The 22,415-nt window shown below is 66.3% G+C and carries 17 protein-coding genes and 1 tRNA gene; 10 read left to right on the forward strand and 8 right to left on the reverse strand.

Annotation, left to right across the window (positions count from 1 at the left end; translation table 11 throughout):
- Window positions 1–18 precede the first annotated feature (18 nt).
- From AC6BOR_RS13745 to AC6BOR_RS13755, 3 genes are all read left to right on the forward strand, one after another.
- On the forward strand, window positions 19–1,272 hold the full coding sequence (locus AC6BOR_RS13745) for a hypothetical protein (protein ID WP_498058937.1): 1,254 nt from the start codon (window positions 19–21) through the stop codon (window positions 1,270–1,272).
- A gap of 94 nt (window positions 1,273–1,366) precedes the next feature.
- Window positions 1,367–1,443, forward strand: a tRNA-Pro gene (locus AC6BOR_RS13750).
- Between the two features lie 207 nt (window positions 1,444–1,650).
- Window positions 1,651–2,817: a nucleotide sugar dehydrogenase gene (locus AC6BOR_RS13755; RefSeq protein ID WP_498058938.1), complete on the forward strand. Its 1,167-nt coding sequence runs from the start codon at window positions 1,651–1,653 to the stop codon at window positions 2,815–2,817.
- Window positions 2,818–2,820: 3 nt separating this feature from the next.
- On the opposite strand, the gene AC6BOR_RS13760 is transcribed toward AC6BOR_RS13755, so the two are convergent.
- From AC6BOR_RS13760 to AC6BOR_RS13780, 5 genes are read right to left on the reverse strand one after another with little or no spacing between them, the layout of a single operon-like run.
- Window positions 2,821–4,293 (reverse strand): serine hydrolase domain-containing protein, encoded by a 1,473-nt coding sequence (locus tag AC6BOR_RS13760; RefSeq protein ID WP_498058939.1) that lies wholly within the window; start codon window positions 4,291–4,293, stop codon window positions 2,821–2,823.
- Window positions 4,290–4,778 (reverse strand): DUF3299 domain-containing protein, encoded by a 489-nt coding sequence (locus AC6BOR_RS13765; RefSeq protein ID WP_498058940.1) that lies wholly within the window; start codon window positions 4,776–4,778, stop codon window positions 4,290–4,292. The genes AC6BOR_RS13760 and AC6BOR_RS13765 overlap by 4 nt, the downstream gene beginning before the upstream one ends.
- A gap of 15 nt (window positions 4,779–4,793) precedes the next feature.
- Window positions 4,794–6,017, reverse strand: a complete 1,224-nt coding sequence (locus tag AC6BOR_RS13770; protein ID WP_498058941.1) for an ABC transporter permease — start codon at window positions 6,015–6,017, stop codon at window positions 4,794–4,796.
- Window positions 6,014–6,700: an ABC transporter ATP-binding protein gene (locus tag AC6BOR_RS13775; protein WP_498058942.1), complete on the reverse strand. Its 687-nt coding sequence runs from the start codon at window positions 6,698–6,700 to the stop codon at window positions 6,014–6,016. Before AC6BOR_RS13775 ends, AC6BOR_RS13770 begins: the two co-directional genes overlap by 4 nt.
- Window positions 6,687–6,980: a hypothetical protein gene (locus AC6BOR_RS13780; protein ID WP_498058943.1), complete on the reverse strand. Its 294-nt coding sequence runs from the start codon at window positions 6,978–6,980 to the stop codon at window positions 6,687–6,689. Before AC6BOR_RS13780 ends, AC6BOR_RS13775 begins: the two co-directional genes overlap by 14 nt.
- A 160-nt stretch (window positions 6,981–7,140) precedes the next feature.
- On the opposite strand from AC6BOR_RS13780, the gene AC6BOR_RS13785 reads away from it, so the two are divergent.
- The 5 genes from AC6BOR_RS13785 (at window position 7,141) to AC6BOR_RS13805 (ending at window position 16,721) form a co-directional block, all read left to right on the forward strand.
- A complete protein-coding gene (locus AC6BOR_RS13785) occupies window positions 7,141–9,549 on the forward strand; it encodes a M1 family metallopeptidase (RefSeq protein ID WP_498058944.1) in 2,409 nt (802 codons plus the stop codon).
- Window positions 9,546–10,043 (forward strand): DUF6702 family protein, encoded by a 498-nt coding sequence (locus AC6BOR_RS13790; protein WP_498058945.1) that lies wholly within the window; start codon window positions 9,546–9,548, stop codon window positions 10,041–10,043. Before AC6BOR_RS13785 ends, AC6BOR_RS13790 begins: the two co-directional genes overlap by 4 nt.
- 258 nt (window positions 10,044–10,301) lie before the next feature.
- Window positions 10,302–13,211 carry a TonB-dependent receptor plug domain-containing protein gene (locus tag AC6BOR_RS13795; protein ID WP_498058946.1) on the forward strand — a complete coding sequence of 970 codons (2,910 nt, stop codon included), beginning with the start codon at window positions 10,302–10,304 and terminating at the stop codon, window positions 13,209–13,211.
- 23 nt (window positions 13,212–13,234) lie between these two features.
- A complete protein-coding gene (locus AC6BOR_RS13800; protein ID WP_498058947.1) occupies window positions 13,235–14,815 on the forward strand; it encodes an amidohydrolase in 1,581 nt (526 codons plus the stop codon).
- A gap of 277 nt (window positions 14,816–15,092) precedes the next feature.
- Window positions 15,093–16,721, forward strand: a complete 1,629-nt coding sequence (locus AC6BOR_RS13805; protein ID WP_498058948.1) for an FAD-dependent oxidoreductase — start codon at window positions 15,093–15,095, stop codon at window positions 16,719–16,721.
- 1 nt (window position 16,722) lies between these two features.
- On the opposite strand, the gene AC6BOR_RS13810 is transcribed toward AC6BOR_RS13805, so the two are convergent.
- Window positions 16,723–17,493 (reverse strand): hypothetical protein, encoded by a 771-nt coding sequence (locus tag AC6BOR_RS13810; RefSeq protein WP_498058949.1) that lies wholly within the window; start codon window positions 17,491–17,493, stop codon window positions 16,723–16,725.
- 54 nt (window positions 17,494–17,547) lie between these two features.
- Window positions 17,548–19,980, reverse strand: coding sequence for a zinc-dependent metalloprotease (locus AC6BOR_RS13815; RefSeq protein WP_498058950.1), 2,433 nt, complete (start codon window positions 19,978–19,980; stop codon window positions 17,548–17,550).
- Between the two features lie 193 nt (window positions 19,981–20,173).
- On the opposite strand from AC6BOR_RS13815, the gene AC6BOR_RS13820 reads away from it, so the two are divergent.
- Window positions 20,174–20,857, forward strand: coding sequence for a PEPxxWA-CTERM sorting domain-containing protein (locus AC6BOR_RS13820; RefSeq protein ID WP_498058951.1), 684 nt, complete (start codon window positions 20,174–20,176; stop codon window positions 20,855–20,857).
- Window positions 20,858–20,931: 74 nt separating this feature from the next.
- Here the strand turns inward: AC6BOR_RS13820 and AC6BOR_RS13825 are convergent, their stop codons facing one another.
- Window positions 20,932–21,519 carry a carboxymuconolactone decarboxylase family protein gene (locus AC6BOR_RS13825; RefSeq protein WP_094472279.1) on the reverse strand — a complete coding sequence of 196 codons (588 nt, stop codon included), beginning with the start codon at window positions 21,517–21,519 and terminating at the stop codon, window positions 20,932–20,934.
- A 304-nt stretch (window positions 21,520–21,823) separates the two neighbouring features.
- Between AC6BOR_RS13825 and AC6BOR_RS13830 the strand changes: the two genes are divergently transcribed.
- Window positions 21,824–22,399, forward strand: a complete 576-nt coding sequence (locus tag AC6BOR_RS13830) for a 3-keto-disaccharide hydrolase (protein ID WP_498058952.1) — start codon at window positions 21,824–21,826, stop codon at window positions 22,397–22,399.
- The last annotated feature ends 16 nt before the right edge of the window (window positions 22,400–22,415 follow it).

Genomic DNA, 22,415 nt, shown 5'->3' on the forward strand with positions numbered 1-22,415 from the left:
TGGCAGCGCTGGCTTCGCTTGGCGCTTGCCTCGGCGGCGCTGCTTCTGGCCGCGCTGCTGCTGCTCGTCATCGAAACCACACCGCTGGTGCCGGCCAGCGCGCCGCCGGGCGGGGCTCAGGTGCGCGCCGCCCGCGCCGCCTTCAACAGCCTGCGCCAAACCATGATGAGCAGTGGCGGCGGCGATCTGTTGTTCAGCGCCGATGAACTGGATGCGGTCACCCTGCTCGCCGGGCGCGGCCTCGGCCTGAAGCACAACCGCGCCACGCTGGCGGCCGATCATGTCGAACTGGCCACCAGCATCGCGCTGCCGGCCGGGCTGTGGCTCAACCTGTCGGCCCAGGCGCAACCGGCGTCCGCCGGCTTCCCGCCGCTGCGGCTGGCGGCGGGCGATCTGGTGCTCACGGGCGCGCCCGCGCATTGGGCCGCCGACGCGGCGCGCGGCCTGCTCCGCCTGCGTGGCGTGGCGCTGCCGCCGCTCGACGAACTGGTGCGCGGCCTCACCATCCAGCCCGGCCTGCTGCGCCTGCGGCTGGCCGGCGGGCTGGCGCCCACGCATCTGGTGCAGGATGTGCTGGCGCTGGGCGCCGATGGCCGGGTGGAGGAAGCCCGCGTCGCCGCGCTGCTGTGCCGGCTCAGCGCGCAGCAGCGGCAACAGCCGGCCAGCGAGCTTGCCGTGCATCTGGGCCGGGTGACGGCCGCCACCGCCAACCCGGCGGCGACAGCGCAACAACTGGCGCAGGATCATCGCAACGCGCTGGTGGCGCTGGCGCTGTTCACTGCCGGCAAGAGCGCGCGGCGGCTGGTCGCCGATCAGGCGATGTTCGATCGGTGCGCCGTGCCGCCGCCCGAGCCGGTGCTGGCCGGCCGCACTGACCTTGCCAAGCATTGGGCCGTCTCCGCAGCGCTTGCGGCGGTTGGCGGGATCGAAACCGGCCGGCTGATGGGCGAATGGAAGGAATTGTCAGATTCGATGGCCGGCGGCAGCGGCTTCTCCTTTGTCGATCTCGCCGCCGATCGCGCCGGGTTGCGCCTGGGCCGCGCTGCGGTTGATCGCCGCCACGCCGTCGCCGTCCGGGCCGAGCTGGCCGGCATCACCAACGATGGCCTGTTGCCGCCCAGCGTGCTGGCCCTGGCCGAAGACCTGCCCAACGACCGCTTCGTCGCCCGTTATCGCGACACCGACAGCCAGCGCTTTGCCGCCGCCGTGAAGGCGATTGACCGCATTCTGGCCAAGGGCCACACGCCGGGCACGGCCACCGCCGCCCCCTGAGGCACAGGCGGGCCGGAAAATATTGCCCTGTCGATGCAATCAAGCGGTTGCATGCCCGGAAGCCGGTCGCTATACGGCCGCTTCCGCGCAAGGTCGGGGCGTAGCTCAGCCTGGTAGAGCACTGTCTTCGGGAGGCAGGGGCCGGAGGTTCGAATCCTCTCGCCCCGACCAGCGCGGTTTCCCACAATTTGGTCTGGCTGCCCGGCCCCTGCGTTGCGGGGGTCTGGGTGGGGCCGGAGGTTCGAATCCTCTCGCCCCGACCAGCGCGGTTTCTCGCACTTTGATCAGACCTCCCAAACCGGGCAGCCATTGCGCGGCGGGCGTTTCCGCGCCAGATAGGCGCGCGACGGGCCGCGCGGCGGCCGCACGGAGTGTGACATGAAGATTGCGGTTGTCGGCCTGGGCTATGTTGGCCTGTCCAACGCGGTGCTGCTGGCGCAGGCGCACAGCGTGACGGCGGTGGACGTGATGCCGGCGCGGGTGGAAATGGTGAACAAGCGCCAGAGCCCGATCGTCGATGCCGAGCTGGAGCAGTTCCTCGCCACCCGCACGCTTGATCTGGTGGCCACCACCGATCTGGATGCCGCCTGCCGCCAGGCCGAGCTGGTCGTGATCGCCACGCCCACCGATTATGATCCGGCGACCAACCATTTCAACACATCGTCGGTGGAAAGCGTGGCGCGGGCGGCGCTGGCCAGCAACCCCGATGCGAAGATCGTCGTCAAATCCACCATCCCGGTCGGCTTCATCGAACGGGTGCGCCGCGAACTGGGCACGGGCAACATCGTGTTCAGCCCGGAATTCCTGCGCGAAGGCCGCGCCCTTTATGACAATCTCCACCCGTCGCGCATCATCGTCGGCGATTCCGGCCCCATTGGCCAGATGTTTGCCGCCCTGATGCAGGCCGGCGCCGAAAAGGCCGATGTGCCGGTGCTGCTCACCGATCCGGCCGAGGCGGAGGCAATCAAGCTGTTTGCCAACACCTATCTTGCCATGCGCGTCGCCTTCTTCAACGAGCTGGACAGCTATGCCATGGCCCACGGGATGGACACGCGCCAGATCATCGAAGGCATCGGCCTCGATCCGCGCATCGGCACGCACTACAACAACCCGTCGTTCGGCTATGGCGGCTATTGCCTGCCCAAGGACACCAAGCAGCTGCTGGCCAATTATGGCAGCGTGCCACAAAACATGATCACCGCGATCGTCGATGCCAACCGCACCCGCAAGGATTTCCTGGCCGAACAGATCCTGGCCCGCAATCCCAAGACGGTGGGCGTGTTCCGGCTGGTGATGAAGGCCAACAGCGACAATTTCCGCCAGAGCAGCATCCAGGGCATCATGAAGCGCATCAAGGCGCGTGGCGTCAGGGTGGTGTTGTTCGAACCGGCGCTGGAGCAGGATGAATTCTTCGGATCGCCGGTGATCCGTGATCTGGCCGAATTCAAGGCACAGGCCGATGTGATCCTGGCCAACCGCAAAAGTGATCAACTGGCCGACGTCGCCGACAAATTGTTCACCCGCGATCTGTTCGGCGCGGATTGATCCTCAGGGCTGCGCCGGGCTGAACTGCCAGTCCAGCGTCTGCAACCGCACATCGGGTGTTGGCGCCAACACCAGCTCGGCGGTGATATTGCCGGCCGCGCACGTCCAGCGCAGCGTGCCCGACAGGGCACCGCTGGCGCTCAGGCTGGGGGCACCACAGGCTCCGGCGCGCGCCTTCACGGCGGCAATGTCGGCCGCGCGGTGGGCGGTGTCGCGGTCCATAAGCATGTTGGCCGCCAGCAGCGCCGGCTCCCCCGCCACCGTGCCGCGCGCCAGCGCGCGTTCGGCAAAGCCGGCGGCGGTTTTCAGCGCGGCCGACACGGGCAGCGTATCGGCTGGCATCAGCCCGGCCTGCTCGATGGCCAGCATCGCCTGCCACGCCAAGTCCGATGGTCCGGCATAGGTGTGGTTGGTGAAGACAAACACACCCCAGCCGCGATCCGGCGCGATGATCATGTGGCTGCCATAACCGGGATAGCCGCCGCCGTGGAATGCCACCCGGCCCAGGTCACAATCATCGCCGATGCGCAGGCCGCCGCCATAGACGACCGCCACCGCGCAGGGCGTCGCCGCCTTGTCCCCCGGCCGGGTCATGCGGCGCGGGCTGCCTTCGCCGCGCGCCAGCGCCCGGATCGTGACGCGGGCCGGTGCCTCGGCCGTGCCCGGTGCCGCCGCCGGCCAGGCGGAGAGCAGATGATCGATCCAGCGGGCATAATCCGGCACGGTGGTGATCACCCCGCCCATCGCCCCGAACGCGCCCGGCCCCATGTCAGGCTCGCGCTGCCAGGCCCCATCCTCCCAGCGCCAGCCGGTCGCCATTTCGGCAGCCGGCACATCGGCCAGGTTGAAGCTGGTGCTGGCCATGCCCAGCGGCGCGAACTGCCGTCGGGCGATTTCGGCTTCGAACGGCCGACCGCTGACATTGGTGATGATGCGGCCCTGGATGGCATAGCCCAGGTTCGAATATTCGTGGGTCAGCCCGGCGGCGCGGGTGAAGGGCACGCCGGCTTTCAGCAGCGCGGTGAAATCCGGTTCGGGCAGGGGGGTCTGCCGGTCCCCCCATGGATCATCGGTGACGAAACCGGCCATGTGGTGCAGAAGATCGGTGATGGTCAGATGATCGCCCCAGCCCTTCAGCTCGGGCACATGGGTGACGACCTTGTCATCCAGCCTGAGCCGGCCTTCGGCGGCCAGCTGCTCGATGGTCAGGGCCGTGAAGGCCTTGGTCATGCTGGCGATGCGGAAGCGGGTGGTGGGCGTGACCGGCCGGCCGCTGGCGGCATCGGCCACCCCGGCAAAGCCGAAATGCACCAGGCCTTCGCCCCGCTTCACCACGCCCCAGGCGATCCCCGGCCAGTGGCGGCTGGCGGCGGCATCGCGCATCGAGGCATCGATGCTGGCGGCCACAGCGGGCGAAAGCGGCTTGGCTGCCGCAGGAACGGCAACGGCCAGCAGCGCGGCCGCAGCCAGCCTCACATCTCTTTCCCGTCGCTGATCTTGTAGAACACGCCGCCGCCGTCGCCACCGGCCAGTTCCAGCGTGCCTTCAATGGTGCGCACATCATAATTCATCGGAATGGCAGACGCGACTTTCACCTCGATGAACTGCTGCGGGCCGGGATTGAGGTGGAAGGGGCAATCGGGCGGATAGGCCAGCAGCACGAAATGGCTCTGGTTGGCGCCCTTGCCCAGCGGCAGCATATAGCCGTTGATCTTCACCTTCTTGCCGGCCAGCGATTTGACCGCCGCCGGATAGAGCGGCCTGACCGCGCCGGTCTTGGCGGCCTTCGGGTCTTCGGCCGCGCTTTCCAGCACCTGCCAGGGCACGCCGCCGGGCGGGGTCGGTGCCGGCTTCCAGATCGATTCCGAAGGCTTCAGCGGCGCCGGCTGGGCCAGCACGGCCGGGCCGGCGAGCAACAGGGCGGCGGCGGTGGCGGCGGCAAGCGGGATGCGGTTGGTCATGGTTCCCCTCACGAATCAGCGGCTGTTGGCCAATGTTTCGGCGATATCGGATTGCAGCACCCGGATGGCTGGAATCAAGGCGGCAAACAGCCCGATGGCCAGCGCGGCGGCGGCGATGATCGCCTCTCCGGGGTGGAGGGTCAGCGCATCGAGGCCGAGCTGGTGCAATTGTTCGAAGCGGGCGGCGGCAAGCGCAATCACGCCATGGCCCAAACCCAAGCCCAGCGCGGTGCCGGCGGCGGCCAGGATCAGGCCCTCGCTCGCCACCTGGCCGATGATGGCGGCCCGGCTGGCACCGATCACCCGCAGCATCGCCATGTCGCCCTCCCGCTCTTTCAGCGCGGTGAGCAGCGCCACAAAGATCGACAGGCCGGCGGTGAGCATCAGCAGCACGGCAAAGGCGCGCACCGCATCCAGCCCCACCCCGACCAGCGCCAACAGGCGGGAAACCTCCACCGCCGGCACCGCCGATTGCAGATTGGTCTGGCGGTTGATGAAGCCGGGCAGGCGCACCGCAGCGATCGGGCTGCCAAAGCGCACCAGAACGGCCGTCACCTCCGCCGGGCTGGCATGGGCTTCGTGCGCATCCTCATGCGCATCATCATGGTCCTCATGCGGCGCCTCGATGCCGTGCACCGCCCACACGCTTTCGATGCGGGTCAGGATCAACCGGTCGATCACCGTGCCGGTGGGCTTCAGCCGGCCGACCACGATGAACGGCTGCTCCTCATGTTTGGGCCCCTCGTCACCACCACCCATCCCGTGGCCGCCGACAAAACGCTGGCCCAGGCCCGCCCCCGTGCGCGCTGCCACTTCGGCACCGATCACCGCCTCCATCGGCCTGGCGAACATGCGGCCATCGGCCATGGCAGCGCCCATCAGGGCGGGATAGGCCGGCTCGGTGCCAACAATGCGGAAGCTGCGGAAACTGTCCCCCAGTGCCAGCGGGATCGCCTCGGCCACGCCCATCTGCCGGCGCAGCAGCTCCACCGTTTCCAGCGGCACATTCCCGGTCGGGATATCGACATGATAGACGGACGACAGGATCAGCTGCAGCGGTGAGCCCTTGGCGCCGACCACCATGTCGATGCCTTGCGAATCCCGGTCAAAGCGGTTTTCGAGCTGGCTTGAGAACAGCAGCAGGATGACAAGGCTCGCCACGCCCAGCGCCAGCAGGATGATGTTGAGCGCGGTGTTCAGCGCCCGGTCGCGCAAATAGGCAAGGCTGAGGCCGATCATGCCGGCGCCACCAGATTGAGCCGGTTGGCAAAACGGTGGGCGATGCGGCCATCATGGGTGGCGACCAGCAGCGTCGCACCCGTGGCATCGGCCACTTCGAACATCAGGTCGATCATCGCGGCGGCATTGGCATCGTCCAGCGCCGATGTCGGTTCATCGGCCACCACCAGCCGCGGCCGGGTGACGAGGGCGCGGGCAATGGCGGCGCGCTGGCCTTCGCCCTGGGAGAGTTGGCGCGGCCGGGCGTGGGCGCGGTGCGACAGGCCAACCCGGGCGATCAGCCGGTCAATCTCCGCCGTGTCCACCCGGCCCAACGCCAGCTTCTGGGCCAGCGCCAGATTGGCGGTGACCGACAGCGCCGGGATCAGCCGCAGCGTCTGGAACACCAGGCCGATGGTCTGGCGGCGCAAGGCGTCGCGCCGGGCCGGGGGCAGGGCGCTCATCTTCTGGCCGGCGATGTCGATCGTGCCATGGCTGGGCGTCAGCAGGCCGGTGGCGATGTTGATGAAGGTGGTCTTGCCCGATCCCGATGGCCCCAGCAGCAGGGCATGGGCTTGAGGCTGCAATTGCCAATCGCCGATCTGCATCACCGTGCGGCCATCGCGCACATGCGAAAGGCCCCTGGTTTCCACCAGGGGCCCTGCGATGTGCGAAGCGGTCGCGCTGCTGTCAGCGGGTGGCATTGGCCAGCGCAGTGGGGGCGGTTGCGGCCGAGGCCACGGCGGTTTCGCCGCCATCCTTCATGCCCAGCCGCTTCAGCATGGCCAGGCGGGCGTTTTCAATGGCTTCCTGCCGGCGCTGCTCGGCAATGCGGGCGGCCGCCTCAGCATAGGCGCCAGCATAAGGGTCGGTGCCGTCGGGGGCATAATGGCTGTAGCCCGGCATGCCATCAAAGGCGCAGGCAGCGGCTGGTGCAGCGGCCAGAACCATGGCGGCAACAGCGGTGGCAGCGATCAGGCGCATCAAACCCTCCCTTGATGTCGAATCATTGAGACATTGTCACATTGCCCGGATTCGCGCAATGCGACGCTGTGGTGGGCAAATGCCGCAGGGCGGCGCCGCTTGCAAAGTGCGCGCCGGATGGGCAAACGGCCGCCACCAATTTGGGGAAAATGGGGACATCATGCGGTTCAATCGGGCTGTGCTGTGGCTGGCGCTGGCGGTGATGGGGGTGGCGGCGCACGCCAACCCGATCCAGCAGACCAAGGGCGATTTCGTCGACAAGTTCCGCCAGCTGGAAGGGGAGGATTGGCCGACCCCCACCGATTATCGCAACGCCGCCGGCGCGCCGGGCCACCGTTACTGGCAGCAGAAGGTGGATTATCGCATCACGGCAAAGCTGGACGAGCCGACCCGCACGATCCAGGGCAGCGAAACCATCACCTATCACAACAACAGCCCGGATCAGCTGCGCTATCTGTGGCTGTTGCTCGATCAGAATTACAAGCGCGACCATATCGCCCAGCGCGCCGAAACCGTCTCCCCCGGCGGCCAGATCAGCATGACCGAAGTGCGTCAGGCCATGCGCTACAAGGAATGGGAAGGCGGATTCAACAATCTGAAGGTCACCGATGCCTCGGGGCGCCCGCTGAAATTTACCGTGGTCGACACGCTGATGCGCATCGATCTGGCCACCCCGCTGGCCAGCGGCGCCGCCGTGACGGTAAAGATCGATTTCACCCTGCCGATGCCGGAAGCCCGCGTGGTGGGTGGCCGTTCGGGCCATGAATGCTTCACCAAGGCGGATCAGGACGGCAATTGCATTTTCCTCGCCGCACAGTGGTTCCCGCGCGCTGCCGTCTATTCCGATTATGAGGGCTGGCACAACAAGGCCTTTGTTGGATCGGGCGAATTCACCCTGGAATTCGGCGATTATGACGTGTCGATCACCGTGCCGTCCGATCATGTCGTCTCGGCCACCGGCGTGCTGGCCAATCCGGAGATCCTGACCGCGGCGCAGCGCGCCCGCCTGGCCCAGGCCCGCACCGCCAAGGAGCCGGTCTATATCGTCACCCCGGCCGAGGCGCTGGCCGCCGAAAAGGGCAAGCCCGCCGGCACCCGCACCTGGCGCTTCACCGCCAGCAACGTCCGCGATTTCGCCTTCGCCTCCAGCCGCAAGTTCGTGTGGGACGCGATGGGCGTGAAGCAGAATGATCCCGCCAACCCGCTGGTGATGGCGATGAGCTTCTATCCCAAGGAAGCCCGGCCGCTGTGGGATGCCTATTCCACCAAGGCGATTGCCCACACCATCGACGTGTATGGCGAATTCGCCTTCACCTATCCCTATCCCACCGCCCAGAGCATCAATGGCCCGGTCGGGGGGATGGAATATCCGATGATGACCTTCAACGGCCCGCGCCCGGTGAAGGACAAGAAGACCGGCCAGCTGACCTATACCGAGCGTGCCAAATATGGCCTGATCGGCGTTGTCATCCACGAAATCGGCCACAGCTGGTTCCCGATGATCGTCAACAGCGACGAGCGCCAGTGGACCTGGATGGACGAGGGCCTGAACAGCTTCCTCGAATTCGAGGCCGAGCGCCGCTGGGATCCCAAGTTCCCGCGCGCCCGCGGCGAACCGCGCGACATCGTCGAATATATGGTCAGCCGCGATCAGGTGCCGCTGATGACCAACAGCGAAAGCGTGCTGCAATTCGGCAACAACGGCTATGCCAAGCCGGCGACCGCGCTGGTCATCCTGCGCGAAACCATCCTGGGCCGCGAGCTGTTCGATTTCGCCTTCAAGGAATATGCCCGCCGCTGGCGCTTCAAGCGGCCCACCCCCTATGATTTCTTCCGCACCATGGAAGAGGCGTCGGGCATTGACCTCGACTGGTTCTGGCGTGGCTGGTTCTATTCGACCGACCATGTCGACATCAGCCTCGACAAGGTGGTGAAGGCCCGGCTCGACACCCGCAATCCGGAGGTGGAAAAGGCCTGGGGCCGCGACAAGGCCAAGGCCGAGCCGACCCCGCTCACCGTGGCGCGCAACACGCAAGTGCCGGTGATCGACCGTGATCCCGCCACCCGCGATTTCTATGACGAGAATGATCGCTTCACCGTGACGCCCAAGGACCGCAAGGATTATGACGGGCTGAAGAAGCGGCTGGACCCCGAAGAGGCTGCCGTGCTGGCCTTCAAGGACAATTTCTACCACTTCAGCTTCCGCAATATCGGCGGCCTCGTCATGCCGGTGATCCTCAAGCTGGATTATGAGGATGGCACATCCGAAACCATCCGCATCCCGGCCGAGGTCTGGCGCTACAACGCCCGCGCCGTCACCTGGCAGCATGTCACGCCCAAGGTGCTGAAATCGGCCGAGGTCGACCCGCTGTGGGAAACCGCCGATGCCGATCGCAGCAACAACGCCTATCCGCGCCGCATCGAGCCGGCGGTGCTCAAGCTGCGCGATGATCCGACCGGCGAAAACCGCATGGCCGACAGCGAGCTGGAAGTGACGCCGGACAGCCTGAAGACCCGTCCGATCAAGAAGGACGAGAAGAAGGACGGCGAGAAGAAGGACGAGAAGTGAGCCGGTGCCGGCTGGCGGGCGGGCTGGCAGCGCTGCTGCTGGCCATCGCCGTCACGCCGGCGCACGCCCACCGCGGCCACTCCAGTCTGGCCGTGGTGGAGATTGATGCGAAATCGGGCGCCCTGTCGGTCACCCACATCCTGCAGGCCCACGATGTCGAACCGGCGCTCGTTGACATCGCGCCCGATGCCCAGCCCAGCCTGGATGATCCCGATGCGATGGCGGCGCTCGTCGCCTATGTCGGCCGGCAGTTCCGCATTGCCGGCGTGGCGCTCAGCCCGGCTGGCCAGCAGCTGGCCGGCGACCGGGTCGAACTGCGCTACATCGGCCGGCTGAAGGGCAAGCCGGCACAGCTGTTGATCAGCGCCAGCCTGTTCGGCGACAGCTATGATGATCATCAGACCCAGGTGAATGTGCGGCGCGCCGGCATCACCCGCACCCTGTTGTTCGGCCCGGCCGATCCGGCCAAGGCGCTGGCCCTGCCCGGGCAATGATACCGGCCTCCCGCTACGCCAAAAGACGTAACGGCCTCCACGCCCTGTCATGCGACTGTCATTCCGGGTCATGGCCGAATCGCGGATCGGCAAAGGGCAGGCTGCCGCAGGCCGCGCCATGATCCGGATGGCAAGGCCGCGTCCGCTCCGCACCTTGCCGGCAACATGTCGGGCGTGACTGGCGAACGCTGGTCAGGGGGACAGATCGCCAAGGTGAAACTTCGGCCGGTGCCGTGCCGGCCCAATGGGGGTGCCTTGATGACGACCGATCGCAACACTGCTGCCGCGCTGCGCCAATATCTGCTGTTGGGCGCCGCTGCCGCCGCCATCAGCCTGCCCGCCGCCGTGCGCGCCCAGGCGGCCCAGCCGGCCGCCACCGCCGCCGCCGAACCGGCTGCCACCGAAGAGGAAGACGCGTCGATCATCACCGTCACCGGCAGCCGCATCAGCCGCACTGGCTACGACAGCCCGATCCCGGTGTCCGTCGTCTCCGAAGCCGAATTGAAGGCCGAGCCGCAGGCCAATATCGGCGATTATGTCAACACGCTGCCGGCGGTGCGCGGCTCGCAGACCTCGTCCACCAACTCGGGCTCGCTGTCCAACGGCCAGGCCGGCATCGCCACCATCAACCTGCGCTCGCTGGGCGCGGCGCGCACCCTCATCCTCATCGACGGCCAGCGCTCGGTCGCCTCCACGCCGGTTGGCTTTGTCGACACGCAAACCGTGCCGCAGGGCCTGATCAAGGGCGTCGAAGTCGTCACCGGCGGCGCATCGTCGGCCTATGGCTCCGATGCCGTGGCCGGTGTCGTCAACTTCAGCCTGAACCGCGATTTCAAGGGGCTGAAGGCGGAATATGAATTCGGCATCACCGATTATGGCGATGTGCCCAACCACACGTTCCGCATCACCAGCGGCTTCGATTTCGCCGATGGCCGCGGCAAGGTGCTGTTGGCCGGCGATTATTTCACCCAGAAGGGCGTCGACACCTATGACCGCCCCTGGCAGAACGCCGGCTTCTTCCAGATCGACAACCCGGCCTATGTTGCCGGCAACGGCACGCCGGAACGGCTGGTGCAGGCCGGCATCGGCACCTTCCAGTTCACGCCGGGCGGCATCATCAACTCCGGCCCGCTGCGCGGCACCTATTTTGGCCAGATCACCAATGGCCAGGCCAGCCTGAACCAGTTCACCTATGGCCCCAACCGCGGCCAATGGATGGTGGGCGGCGATTATCTGATCAGCCGCCAGGGGCACTGGAGCAGCAACAGCCTCGCCCCTGACGAAGAGCGCGGCAACATTTTCGGCCGCCTCAGCTTCGAGGTGAACCGCGCCTTTGTGCCGTTCGTGCAATACAGCTATTCCGGCTACAACGGCCGCAGCTTCTACCAGCAGACGCCGTCCACCGGCATCACCATCCAGCGCGACAACGCCTTCCTGCCCACCGCGCTGGTCAACCAGATGGTGGCTTTGAACCTCACCAACATCTCGATCGGCACCAGCAATGCCGGCTTCCCGGCGGCTGGCTCCAACAATACGCGTGAGGTGTATCGCTTTGTTGCCGGCGCCGATGGCGAATTTGAAACCGGCAAGATCGGTTGGAAATATGCGGCCTATTATCAGGCCGGCATCGCCCGCACCAACGAACTGCTCACCAACACCTGGCTCAACAGCCGCGTGACCCTGGCGCAGGATGCAGTGCGCGCGCCCGCAGGCAATGCCGCCGGCATCCCGGCCGGCACCATCGTCTGCCGTTCGACGCTGACCAACCCGACCAACGGTTGCGTGCCGCTCAATCGCATCGGCATCGGCGGTGTGACCCAGGCCGCCATCGATTATGTGTTCAACAACGGCGCCCAGCCGCAACGCTTCCAGACACTGCGCCAGGATGTGGCTGCGCTCAGCTTTTCCACCAACGATCTGTTCGAAACCTGGGCCGGCGAGGTCAGCTTTGCCTTTGGCGGCGAATATCGGCGTGAACGGGTGGATGGCTTTGTCGATCCCCAGTTCAACTCGGGCTGGCTCTACGGCAACTATCTCGTCACCAAGGGCAGTTACGATGTGAAGGAAGCCTTCATCGAAACCGTGGTGCCGCTGGCCAAGGGCGTGGATTTCAACGGTGCCGTGCGCCGCACCGATTATTCCACCAGCGGCGGGGTGACGACCTGGAAGGCCGGCGCCACCTGGCAGGTGATTGATGATATCAAGCTGCGCGTGGTGCGCAGCCGCGACATCCGCGCCCCCAACCTCAACGAACTCTTCGCACCCGGCACCGCCCGCACCAACACGGTCAACGTGCCGCTCGCCGGCGGCGGCCAGCGCACCGATCAGTTCCTCGAACAGACCACCGGCAACACCGCGCTGAAACCCGAGGTGGCGATGACCTGGGGTGTGGGCGGCGTGTTCACGCCCAGCTTCCTGCCCGGCTTTGCCGCTTCGGTCGATTATTTCGACATCAAGCTGGCCGGCGCCATCGGCACGCTCACGGCGCAGACCATCACCACCCTGTGCCTTGAACAGAATCGTGCCGATGTCTGCCCGTTCATCACCTTCAATGGCCCGGTCAGCGCTTCCAGCGTTATCACCTCGATCAAGCTGGTGCCGTTCAACTTTGCCAGCGTGCGGGTGAAGGGCCTCGACCTCGAAGCCAGCTATCGCTTTGACCTGGGTGGCGGCAAGATGACCCTGCGCGCGCTCGCCAGCCATTACATGAACAATATCACCAACAATGGCGTCGATGTGCCTGAGGATGTCGCCGGCAAGAACCAGGGCGATGGCGTGCCAAGCTGGAACTATCGCCTGACCGCCAATTACGAGATCGACAGCTGGGGCTTCAACCTCGTCGGCCGTGGCTTCTCCGATGGGGTGTACAACAACAACTTCATCGAATGCACCACCGCCTGCCCGGTTTCCACCGCTGCCAACCGCACCATCAACACCAACCGGATTTCCGGTCAGTGGTACATGGATGCGTCCATCACCAAGAAGTTCAAGGTGGCCGGTTCGAAGGCGGAGGTCTTCCTCTATGTCCGCAACCTCTTGAACAGCGATCCGGTGCTGGTCGGCAACGGGCCGACCGGCAACAACACGCCGGCCTATCCGCAGACCAACCGCAGCCTGTATGATGTGCTCGGCCGCGTCTACCGCATGGGTGTGCGGTTCGAATATTGATCACGCCAAAGGGGGGCAATCACATGAAGACCAAGGCAATCGCGGCGCTGCTCGCCGCCTCATTTCTCGCCGGGCCAGCCTTTGCGCTGGCCACACCGGCCCAGAAGAAAGAGGCTGCCGGCCTTGTGGATGCGCAGGCCAAGCTGGCGCAGGAAATGGTCGATACGGTGTTCAGCTTTGCCGAACCCGGCTTCCAGGAATTCAAGACCAGCGAATATCTGACCGGCATTCTGGAGAAGAACGGTTTCACCGTGGTGCGCGGCGCCGCCGGCATCCCCACCGCCTTCACCGCCACCTGGTCCAACGGCCCCGGGCCGAAGATCGCGCTCGGCAGCGACATCGATGGCCTCCTGGGGCTGTCGCAATATCCCGGCGTGGTTGACATGAAGCCGATGGTCGAAGGCGGCCCCGGCCATGGCGAGGGCCACAACAGCGGCCTGCCGATGATGATCGTCGCCGCGCTGGCCGCCAAGCAGATCATGGAAAAGAACGGCATCAAGGGCACGCTGATGCTGTGGCCGGGCGTGGCGGAAGAATTGCTCGCCACCAAGGCCTATTATGTGCGCGCCGGCATGTTCAAGGATGTCGACGCGTCGATCTTCGCCCACGTCGGCCGCGATCTTGGCACCGGCTGGGGTCCGGCCGGCAACAACGGCATGGTCAGCGTGGAATATACGTTCAAGGGCAAGACCGCACACGCCGCCGGCCAGCCCTGGGACGGCCGCAGCGCGCTCGATGCCGTGGAACTCATGGACGTCGCCTGGAACTTCCGGCGGGAACATCTGCCCGTCACCCAGCGCAGCCATTATGTCATCACCGAGGGCGGCGGCCAGCCCAACATCGTGCCGGAAAAGGCCAGCGTCTGGTATTATTTCCGCGAGAACAAGTTCAGCTCGATCCGCGGCCTCTATGAAATCGGCAACCGCCTTGCCCAGGCCGCCGCCATGGCCACCGACACCACGGTGACCCAGCGCACGCTCGGCTATGCCGCGCCCAATTATGGCAACAAGCCGCTGGCCGAAGCCATGTATGCCAACATCAAGGCCGTCGGCCTGCCGGCCTGGGATGCCGCCGATCAGGGCTTTGCCAAGGCGATGCAGCAGGCCAATGGTGTGAAGGTGGAGCCGCTGGTTTCCACCATCGCCCCGCTGTCCACGCCCGACACGCGCGGCGTGTCGATGGGCGGCGGCTCCGACGATATTGGCGACATCATGTGGACGGTGCCCACCATCACCATCCGCTATCCGTCAAACATCCCCAACGCCATCGGCCACAACCGCCAATCGGCGATCGCCATGGCCACCCCGATCGCCCACAAGGGCGTGATGGTTGGTGCCAAGGTGGTGGCGATGACCGTGCTCGATCTCTTGACCACGCCCAAGATCATTGCGGACGCCAAGCAGTGGCAGCAGGACGTGCAGTTCAAGAGCGACAAGTATGATCCGCTGCTGGGCCCGGACGACAAGCCGGCGATCTGGCTCAACACCGATATCATGGCCAAGATGCGGCCGCAGCAGATGCCGTTCTATTATGATGCCACCAAGTACAAGACCTACCTCGAACAGCTCGGCATCAACTATCAGGACTTTGCCAAGGTGAAGTGACCAATCCTTCCCAAACGTGTTTGGGGAGGCGGACCGCCATTCCTCCCCAAACTTGTTTTGGGGAGGGGGACCGCCGGAACGGCGGTGGAGGGGCCCGGCGATGGAGGGGCCCGGCGGTGGAGGGGGCCTCACCAAGCCCCCGGTTGCAAACGGGCCGGTGCCGCAAGGTGCCGGCCTCTTCGCGTCTGCCGCCTGCACATTGCAGCAATCCCGGCACAGACGGCGGCGGTGCAATGCGCTATCTTCTGGCGACCCCCGACCATCAGGACGCCCGCCCATGGAAAACATCGCCTTCGATCTGCGGCAGACCCAGCGTGTGCCGCTGGCCCCGGCGCATCTGGATGCCATCCGCGCCGCCGGCACGCCGCGCCTTCATCCCGCCGGCAGCCTGATCGCCCGCCCCGGTGATCCGGCCGAGCATTTCCTGCTGGTGGAACAGGGCGAGGTGGAGGTGGTGGATCTCGCCACCGGCGCGCGCAAGCTGCCCTCCACCCTGGGCCCCGGCCAGTTCATGGGCGAAATCGCCTTCCTCGCCGGTGGCCGCTGGACTCTGGCGATGCGGGCCGCGGCCGACACCAGGCTGGTCGCCGTCGAACGCCAGGCCATGCTGGCCCTGATGGCCCGCATCCCCGAAATGTCGGACATCATCATCGGCGTGCTCGCCGCCCGCCGTCGCCGCCAGCTGGAGGATGGCGATGGCGCCCTGCGCCTGATCGGCGAGGATGACAGCCTGGCCGTGCGCCGCATCGCGGAATTTGCCGCGCGCAACCGCATCCCCTACAGCAGCCTGGCGCTGGATGATCCCGCCGCCGCGGCCGCCGCCCGGCAATGCGGGCTGGCCGCACCCGCCCCCGCGGTGATCTTTGGCGAAGGCGAGATCATCACCGATCCCACCCCGGCCAAGGTCGCCCGCTTTCTCGGCCTCGCCATCAGCCTTGACAGCGAACAGGCGGTGGAGGTGCTGATCGTCGGCGGCGGCCCGGCCGGCGTTGCCGCCGCCGTCTATGCCGGGGCCGAAGGGCTGAGCGCGCTGGTGGCCGAAGATCTCGCCATCGGCGGCCAGGCCGGCACGTCGAGCCGGATCGAGAATTACATGGGCTTTCCCACGGGCATCTCCGGCGCCGATCTGGTGTGGCGCGGCGAGGTGCAGGCGATGAAGTTCGGCACCCGCTTTGCCGTGCCGCTGCGCGCCACCGGCATCACCCGGCGCGACGATGGCGGCTTTTGCGTCAGCTTCGATGATGGCCAGCAGATCTGCGCCGGGGCCGTTGTGGTGGCCACCGGTGTCGAATATCGCCGCCTGCCGCTGCCCCGGCTGGAGGCATTCGAAGGCAATGGCGTCTATTATGCCGCCACCGAAAACGAGGCGCGCTATTGCCGGGGCGGGCCGGCCGTGGTGATCGGCGGCGGCAACAGCGCCGGCCAGGCCGCCATGCACCTCAGCCGCTCGGCCTCCCACGTCCATGTCGTGGTGCGCGGCCGCACCTTGGCGGCCACCATGTCGAGCTATCTGATGCAGCGGCTGGAGGCGGATCCGGCCATCACCATCCATTATCAGAGCGAGGTGACCGCATTGGCCGGCGATGACCGGCTGGAGGGGGTGACCATCACCCGCCGCGACGATGGCAGCCAGCAGCATCTGGCAGCGCGCGGCCTGTTCATCATGATCGGTGCCGCGCCCAACACCGGCTGGCTCGGCGGGCTGGTGCAATTGGACGAGAAAGGCTTCATCTGCACCGGCGCCGATTGCGGCCGCCAGCAATCCTCCTACGAAAGCTCGTGCGCCGGCATCTTCGCCGTCGGCGATGTGCGCGCCACCTCGGTCAAGCGGGTGGCATCGGCCGTGGGGGAAGGCTCGGTGGTGATATCCCAGGTCTGGCGCCATGTGCGCCCGGGGGAGGATTGAGTCACCAGCGCCAGCCGTGTGGTGCCGGGGCGGCCAGCCCCCGCGCCTTGGCGATGCAAGCCAGCTGCCAATCCACCGACAGATTGTTGGATGCATCATGCCCGGCCGCCAGCGGCGCCGACGTGCGATAGAAACCGTTGCTCCGCCGCTTTGCCCAATCGCCGGCGATCCGTGCCATCAGCGCCTCGGCATCGCCTTCACCAGTCAGCAGGGCCTGCTTGGCGGCAAAATCCCGGTCCACCAGGCCTTTGCCGCCTCCGGCAAAGCCTGCCACCGCCGCCGCCAAATCGGGCGGCACATCCGCGCCCGTCACCCGCAACAGCAGGTTGTGGCTATAGGCGAAATAACGTTCCTCCAGCAGGCGCGGCATGTACATCACCACCGGTTCCGCCGTGCCGGCCAGCCAGAACAGCGCGTGGACGAAATCCCAATCGGCGATGCCGGCAATCTGCGCCATCGGCAGGGCATGGCCGGGATCAACACGGTTGCGGCAAGCGATCAGGCCGCGATAGGCCATGTGCGTTTCGGCAATGGCGCTGCGCGGATCCTCGCCCAGCCGCCAGCGCATCGCGGCAATATAGCTCAGATCATCCACCAGATGGCTGTGATTGGCGAGCAGCAGCGCCATGTCGCCCTGCCGTTCCAGCGCCGGCAGGCGTGCCCGTGTCTGCGCGGCAAAATCCGCTCGGGTGGCCAACAGCCGCACAAACTTGTCCGCCGTGTTCTCCGGCGGCGGTGGGCGCTTGCGAAACAGGGAGAACAGGCCCGGCATGCGCCCATCATAGCCAGGCCCCACGGCCGATCCAGACCCGTTACAGCGGCGGGATCACAGTGGAGGTCCAGGCGGCTGCGGGAAGCGGCTGCGCGGGCCCTTGCCCCAACCGATGCTCACCGCCTTGGGTGCCTTGCCGGCCGGATCGGCCAGATAGGCGGCGATGTCGGCGGCGGTCTGCCGGTTGAACGCCGCGCCCAGCGCATCGCCCTCCCGCCCCGGCAACGCCTTGGCCAGGTCAGACAATGTCTGCAAGGCAAGGGCCCGGGCTTCCGGCGCCGTCGTGGCACTCGCCCCCAGGATCATCAGCCCATCCAGCACGCTCTTCTGCACCACGCGCAGCAGGGCCGGATCGCCGCCTTTGGCATTCCAGCTCGCCGCCATCAGCGCATCGATCAATTCCGGCAGCCCAACCCCCTTGGGATCACGCCCGGCCAGCGCCACCATCCGCGCCGCCCGGTCCGGCGCCAGCAGCGGCTCCACCACCAGCGCGGCCGCGATGCGGGCGGCGCGCAGCTGGTCAAACACCGGATCGTCCGACAGATCTTCCAGGTTGCGCCCCTCATCGGGTGTCAGATCGGCCAGCAGTTTTTCCGGCAGCGCCAGTTCTGCCGGGCTGATCGCCTGCATCAGCAGCGCCAGCGTGTCGCGCTGCAGCTTCGCCGGGATCAGCCGCGTGCCCGGCAGCTTTTCGCCCTTGGCGACGATGTCGGTGTAGATCCCGCCGATATATTTCACCGCCGACTCAATCTGGTATCGGTGGTGCAGATAGACCATCCACAGCCGCGCGTTGCGCAATTCGCCCAGCGGCTCGCCGGGCTGCAACACACTGTCCGGCCCATAATTGGCGATCAGGATGCGCCGTGCCGCCAGCGCCTCGCCCAGCCCTTCCACCGGGGTCGCGCGGTCATCATACCAGGTCCAGCGCGGATCGGTTTCCGGCACATAGATCAGGCCTTGGCGGCGCATGTCCTGGATGATCGCCTCCAGCCCGGCCTTCTCGTCGGCGAGCGGCGTATAGGCATAACGCACCATCATCTTGTCATAGGCGCCAATCGCCGTCTGGAAGCTTTCCGACAGGTCGATGCGCCCACCCTTCACCTTCACGCGCGGGGTGGGATATTCCATCACGCTGGCCCGGTTGTTCAGGCTGGCGGCAAAATTATGCTGAAAGCCCAGCGCATGGCCAAATTCATGCGCCGTCAGCAACGCCTGCCGCAACAGCACCATGTCGCGCTGGCCCTTCGGCATGCTGCCGAAATCGCCGCTCACCAGCGCCGGATCGGCCACCGTCACCCCGCCATCCTTGGGCAGCGCCCCGGCATAGGCATCCCAATAATTGGCGATGGTGCGGATGCGGTGCGAATCCATCCGCACCTTGGCGCCCAGAATTTCCCCGGTGCGCGGATCGCGATAGGGCCCGCCCGATGAGAATCCGCGCTCGTCGCGGTTGATCCACTGCATGTAATTGTACCGGATATCCTGCGGGTCCATGTCCGCGGGGGCGTCCAGCGCCACCAGCGCATTCCTGAACCCGGCCGCTTCATAGGCCTGGTTCCACCACAGCAGGCCCTGCTTCATGGCATGGCGGATCGGCGCCGGGATCGCCGGATCGAAATAGACGGTGATCGGCGTCACCGGTTCCGACAGCGCGGCCTTGGGGTCCTTCTTCTCCAGCCGCCAGCGGGTCACCCATTCGGTGTCGATGCCCTGGCTCAGCGGTGCCGAAAAATCCTTGAAGCGAAGGGTCGAGACCCCAATGCGCGGATCGGCCACCCGCGGGGTATAGCCGGTCGGCGCCTTGATGAAGCTGTGATGGATGCGCAGCGTCAGCGCTTCCGGCGTCGGCGTCACGCCGCGCACCAGCGCACCGGGATTGTCGGCGGCGAACGTCGCGCTGGTTTCGATTTCGCTGTTCAGCGGGAAGGCCTTGATCCGCCCCGGCACCAATGCGGAGCGGTTGGCATCAAAACGGTAATTGCCCTGGTTCTGCCGGCGCAGGATCGCCTCGATCCCGGCGGCATCGCGCATCAAGAGCGGCGTCGCATCCACGATGATGCGCCCGCCATCCTCCTTCTCGATGGCAAGGCTGGCCAGCGTCGAGGTCGGAAAACTGTCTGCCACGCCGGCCTTGTGCGCCGCATCGCCGGTCAGGCTGCGGAAGGCCAGATTCTGCTCTTCCACCAAAATCCGGTTGCCCGCCCGGCGAAAGCGCACCACGGCCGAATCCATGATCCCCCGGTCCAGCGGCAACTCCACCGATCCCCCGCCAGAGGCGAGGCTGACATAATAGAGCACATCGGTGTCGAGCGCCGGAATGGTCAGCAACACCCGGCCTTTCGCCGCATCCACCGCCACCGGCATGAACGCCGCTTCCTGTGCCTGCGCCGCCGCCGCCAACGCCATCACCGAAACCAACGCCCATCTGCCCCGCATTGCACCCTCCACCATGCTGTTGACGCCATCGAACACCAGCGCGCCGCGCAAGGGAAGGGGATGTTTGACGGCCCGCCAGCCGGCCCATCGCTTGGAAGATTAACTGAAAGTTGCAGATAAGCTAACATCATGCGACATGCAAAACGCTTGGTTTGAGTCGCACAGGCCAGGCAGCACCAGCAGTCACGCCTTGACTGGCCACCGCCAGGCCCGTTGGCCCAGCCTATTTTCGGGGGATATCGCCATGAAAACCGAACGCTTCTTGCCACCCATGCTCGCAGCCGGCGCGCTGTTGGCCGCCGTAACCGCCAACGCAGCACCGGCAACCAATCTTTTGGTAAACGGTGGCCTCAACGGCACCGCCACCCACCCCTTTTCCGGCATCCCCAGCCTGCTGCCAGGCTCGACTGCCATCGAAGGGTGGACCACCGTCGGCAACAGCGACATCGCGATGATCCCGGTTGGCTATTCAACCGCGGCCTTCGAAGGCAATTACTATGCCGAGCTGATGGGCTATACTGACGATCGGTCGCGCTTCGGCGGCGTCACGCAAACGATCGCCACCACCATCGGCCGTGCCTATCGCCTTGGCTTCTACATGGGCCGCCACCCGTCTGATGGCGCGGTGATCGGTATCAAGGCCTCGGCCGGTGCCACCAACGCCACCTTCACCAACGCCCTTGGTGCTGCGCCCTGGAGTTATTACTCCATGAACTTCACCGCCGCATCGGCCGCCACCCCGATCACGCTGATCGGTACGCAAGGCAGCTTCCACATCGGCCTCGATGCAATCAGCGTGGAAGCGCTGACCAGCGGCGTTCCCGAACCCGGCAGCTGGGCCATGCTCATCGCCGGCTTCGGCCTGACCGGTGCCGCTGCGCGGCGCCGCCGGGCCAAGCCGGCCGGCGCCATCCAGCCGCAGCTTTGATCGCCAAAATCGGGCCGGAATGCCGGCGTTCGTCGTGGGCCTCACCAACGGCCCGACACGCCGGCGTTCAGCGCCTAACCGGCGCTGCCCACCTTGTATTCATCCTCCAGCTGCACGCCAAAGCTGTTCAGCGCCATCGAGACCATGTTGTATTGCCCAACGGCAAACACCAGGTCCATCAACTGCTGCGGGCTGAAGCGCCGGGCCAGCGCCGCCCAGGTTGCATCGCTGATGCAATGATCGTCCATCAGCTCGTCCACCGCGCGCAGCAGCACATCATCATCGGCATCGCTGCCCGCCACCGGCCCGGCCTTGCATTTCTCGAAATCCGCTGCGCCCATGCCGGCATGATCCCGCCCGATGGCCAGATGATGATGCCATTCATAGGTCGCCCGCGCCCGCCAGCCGACCCGCAGGATCGCCATCTCCCGCGTGCGCGCATCCAGCGTTGACCGGAACAACACCTGCCCACCCCAGGCCGCAAACGCCTGCGCCAGCTTCGGATGATTGGCCAGCGTCTTGAAGATGTTGAACACCGGCGCATCCGCAGCCCCCATCTCGGCCGGCCGATTGCCCAACATGGCCTGCCGCAACACCGCATCCCAGGCGTCCGGCTCCAGCGGCGCGATGCGGGGCGTGGAAAGGCGGTGCGGCATGTCCATGGCGGGTCTCCCTTCTGGGGCAGGATAGACCCACGCGCCGCCAAGCGCCGCTCTCTATAATCGCTGATACGATGATGCCTCCGTCCCGGATCAAGTCCGGGATGACGTGGGCAGGGACTCGTCCCTGCACCCGTTCGATTCAGGTCGGTCCACACCGCATCGGCCTTGCCAAGGCTCACAATTTTTCGTCACCCCGGCGAACGCCGGGGCCCATCGCCCAGACGCGCCGCCAGCGCGCATTCCTGGGCAGCTTGACGCCCGCTCCGCCCTGGTGCCACGCTCGCCGAAACAGGGGGGACCATCCATGCACCGACGCAGCGTCATCGCCGGCCTCGCCGCGCTCACCCTCACGCCGCCCGCACGCGCCAAATCGCCCTGGCGCCCGCTGTGGAACGGCCGCTCCCTCGACGGCTGGACCCGCCTCGGCGATGCCGCCTGGACCATCGACAACGGCATCCTCGCCTGCGACCACGGCCCGATTTCCTACCTCGTCTCCAACGAAAGCTTCAGCGATTTCCAGTTGCGCGCCGAGTTCTGGGTCAGCGACAACGCCAACAGCGGCATCTTCATCCGCTGCACCAACCCGGCCGAAATCACCGTCACCAACAGCTATGAAGTCAACATCTTCGAACAACGCCCCGATCAACGCTTCGCCACCGGCGCCATCGTCGGCGTCGCCCCGGTCGCGACGGTGCCCAAAACCGGCGGCCGCTGGAACCACATGGACATCACCGCCAAGGGCGACCGCTTCACCGTCCTCGTCAACGGCCAACGCACCGTGGACAACGCCGCCGACACCAAACACATGAGCGGCCGCATCACCCTCCAATACGGCGCCGGCGTGGTGAAATTCCGCTCCGTGAAGGTGCGGGCGCTTTAGGGCGGATCAGAAGCAG

It is taken from the genome of Sandarakinorhabdus sp. FBCC-B8862 (assembly GCF_059745315.1).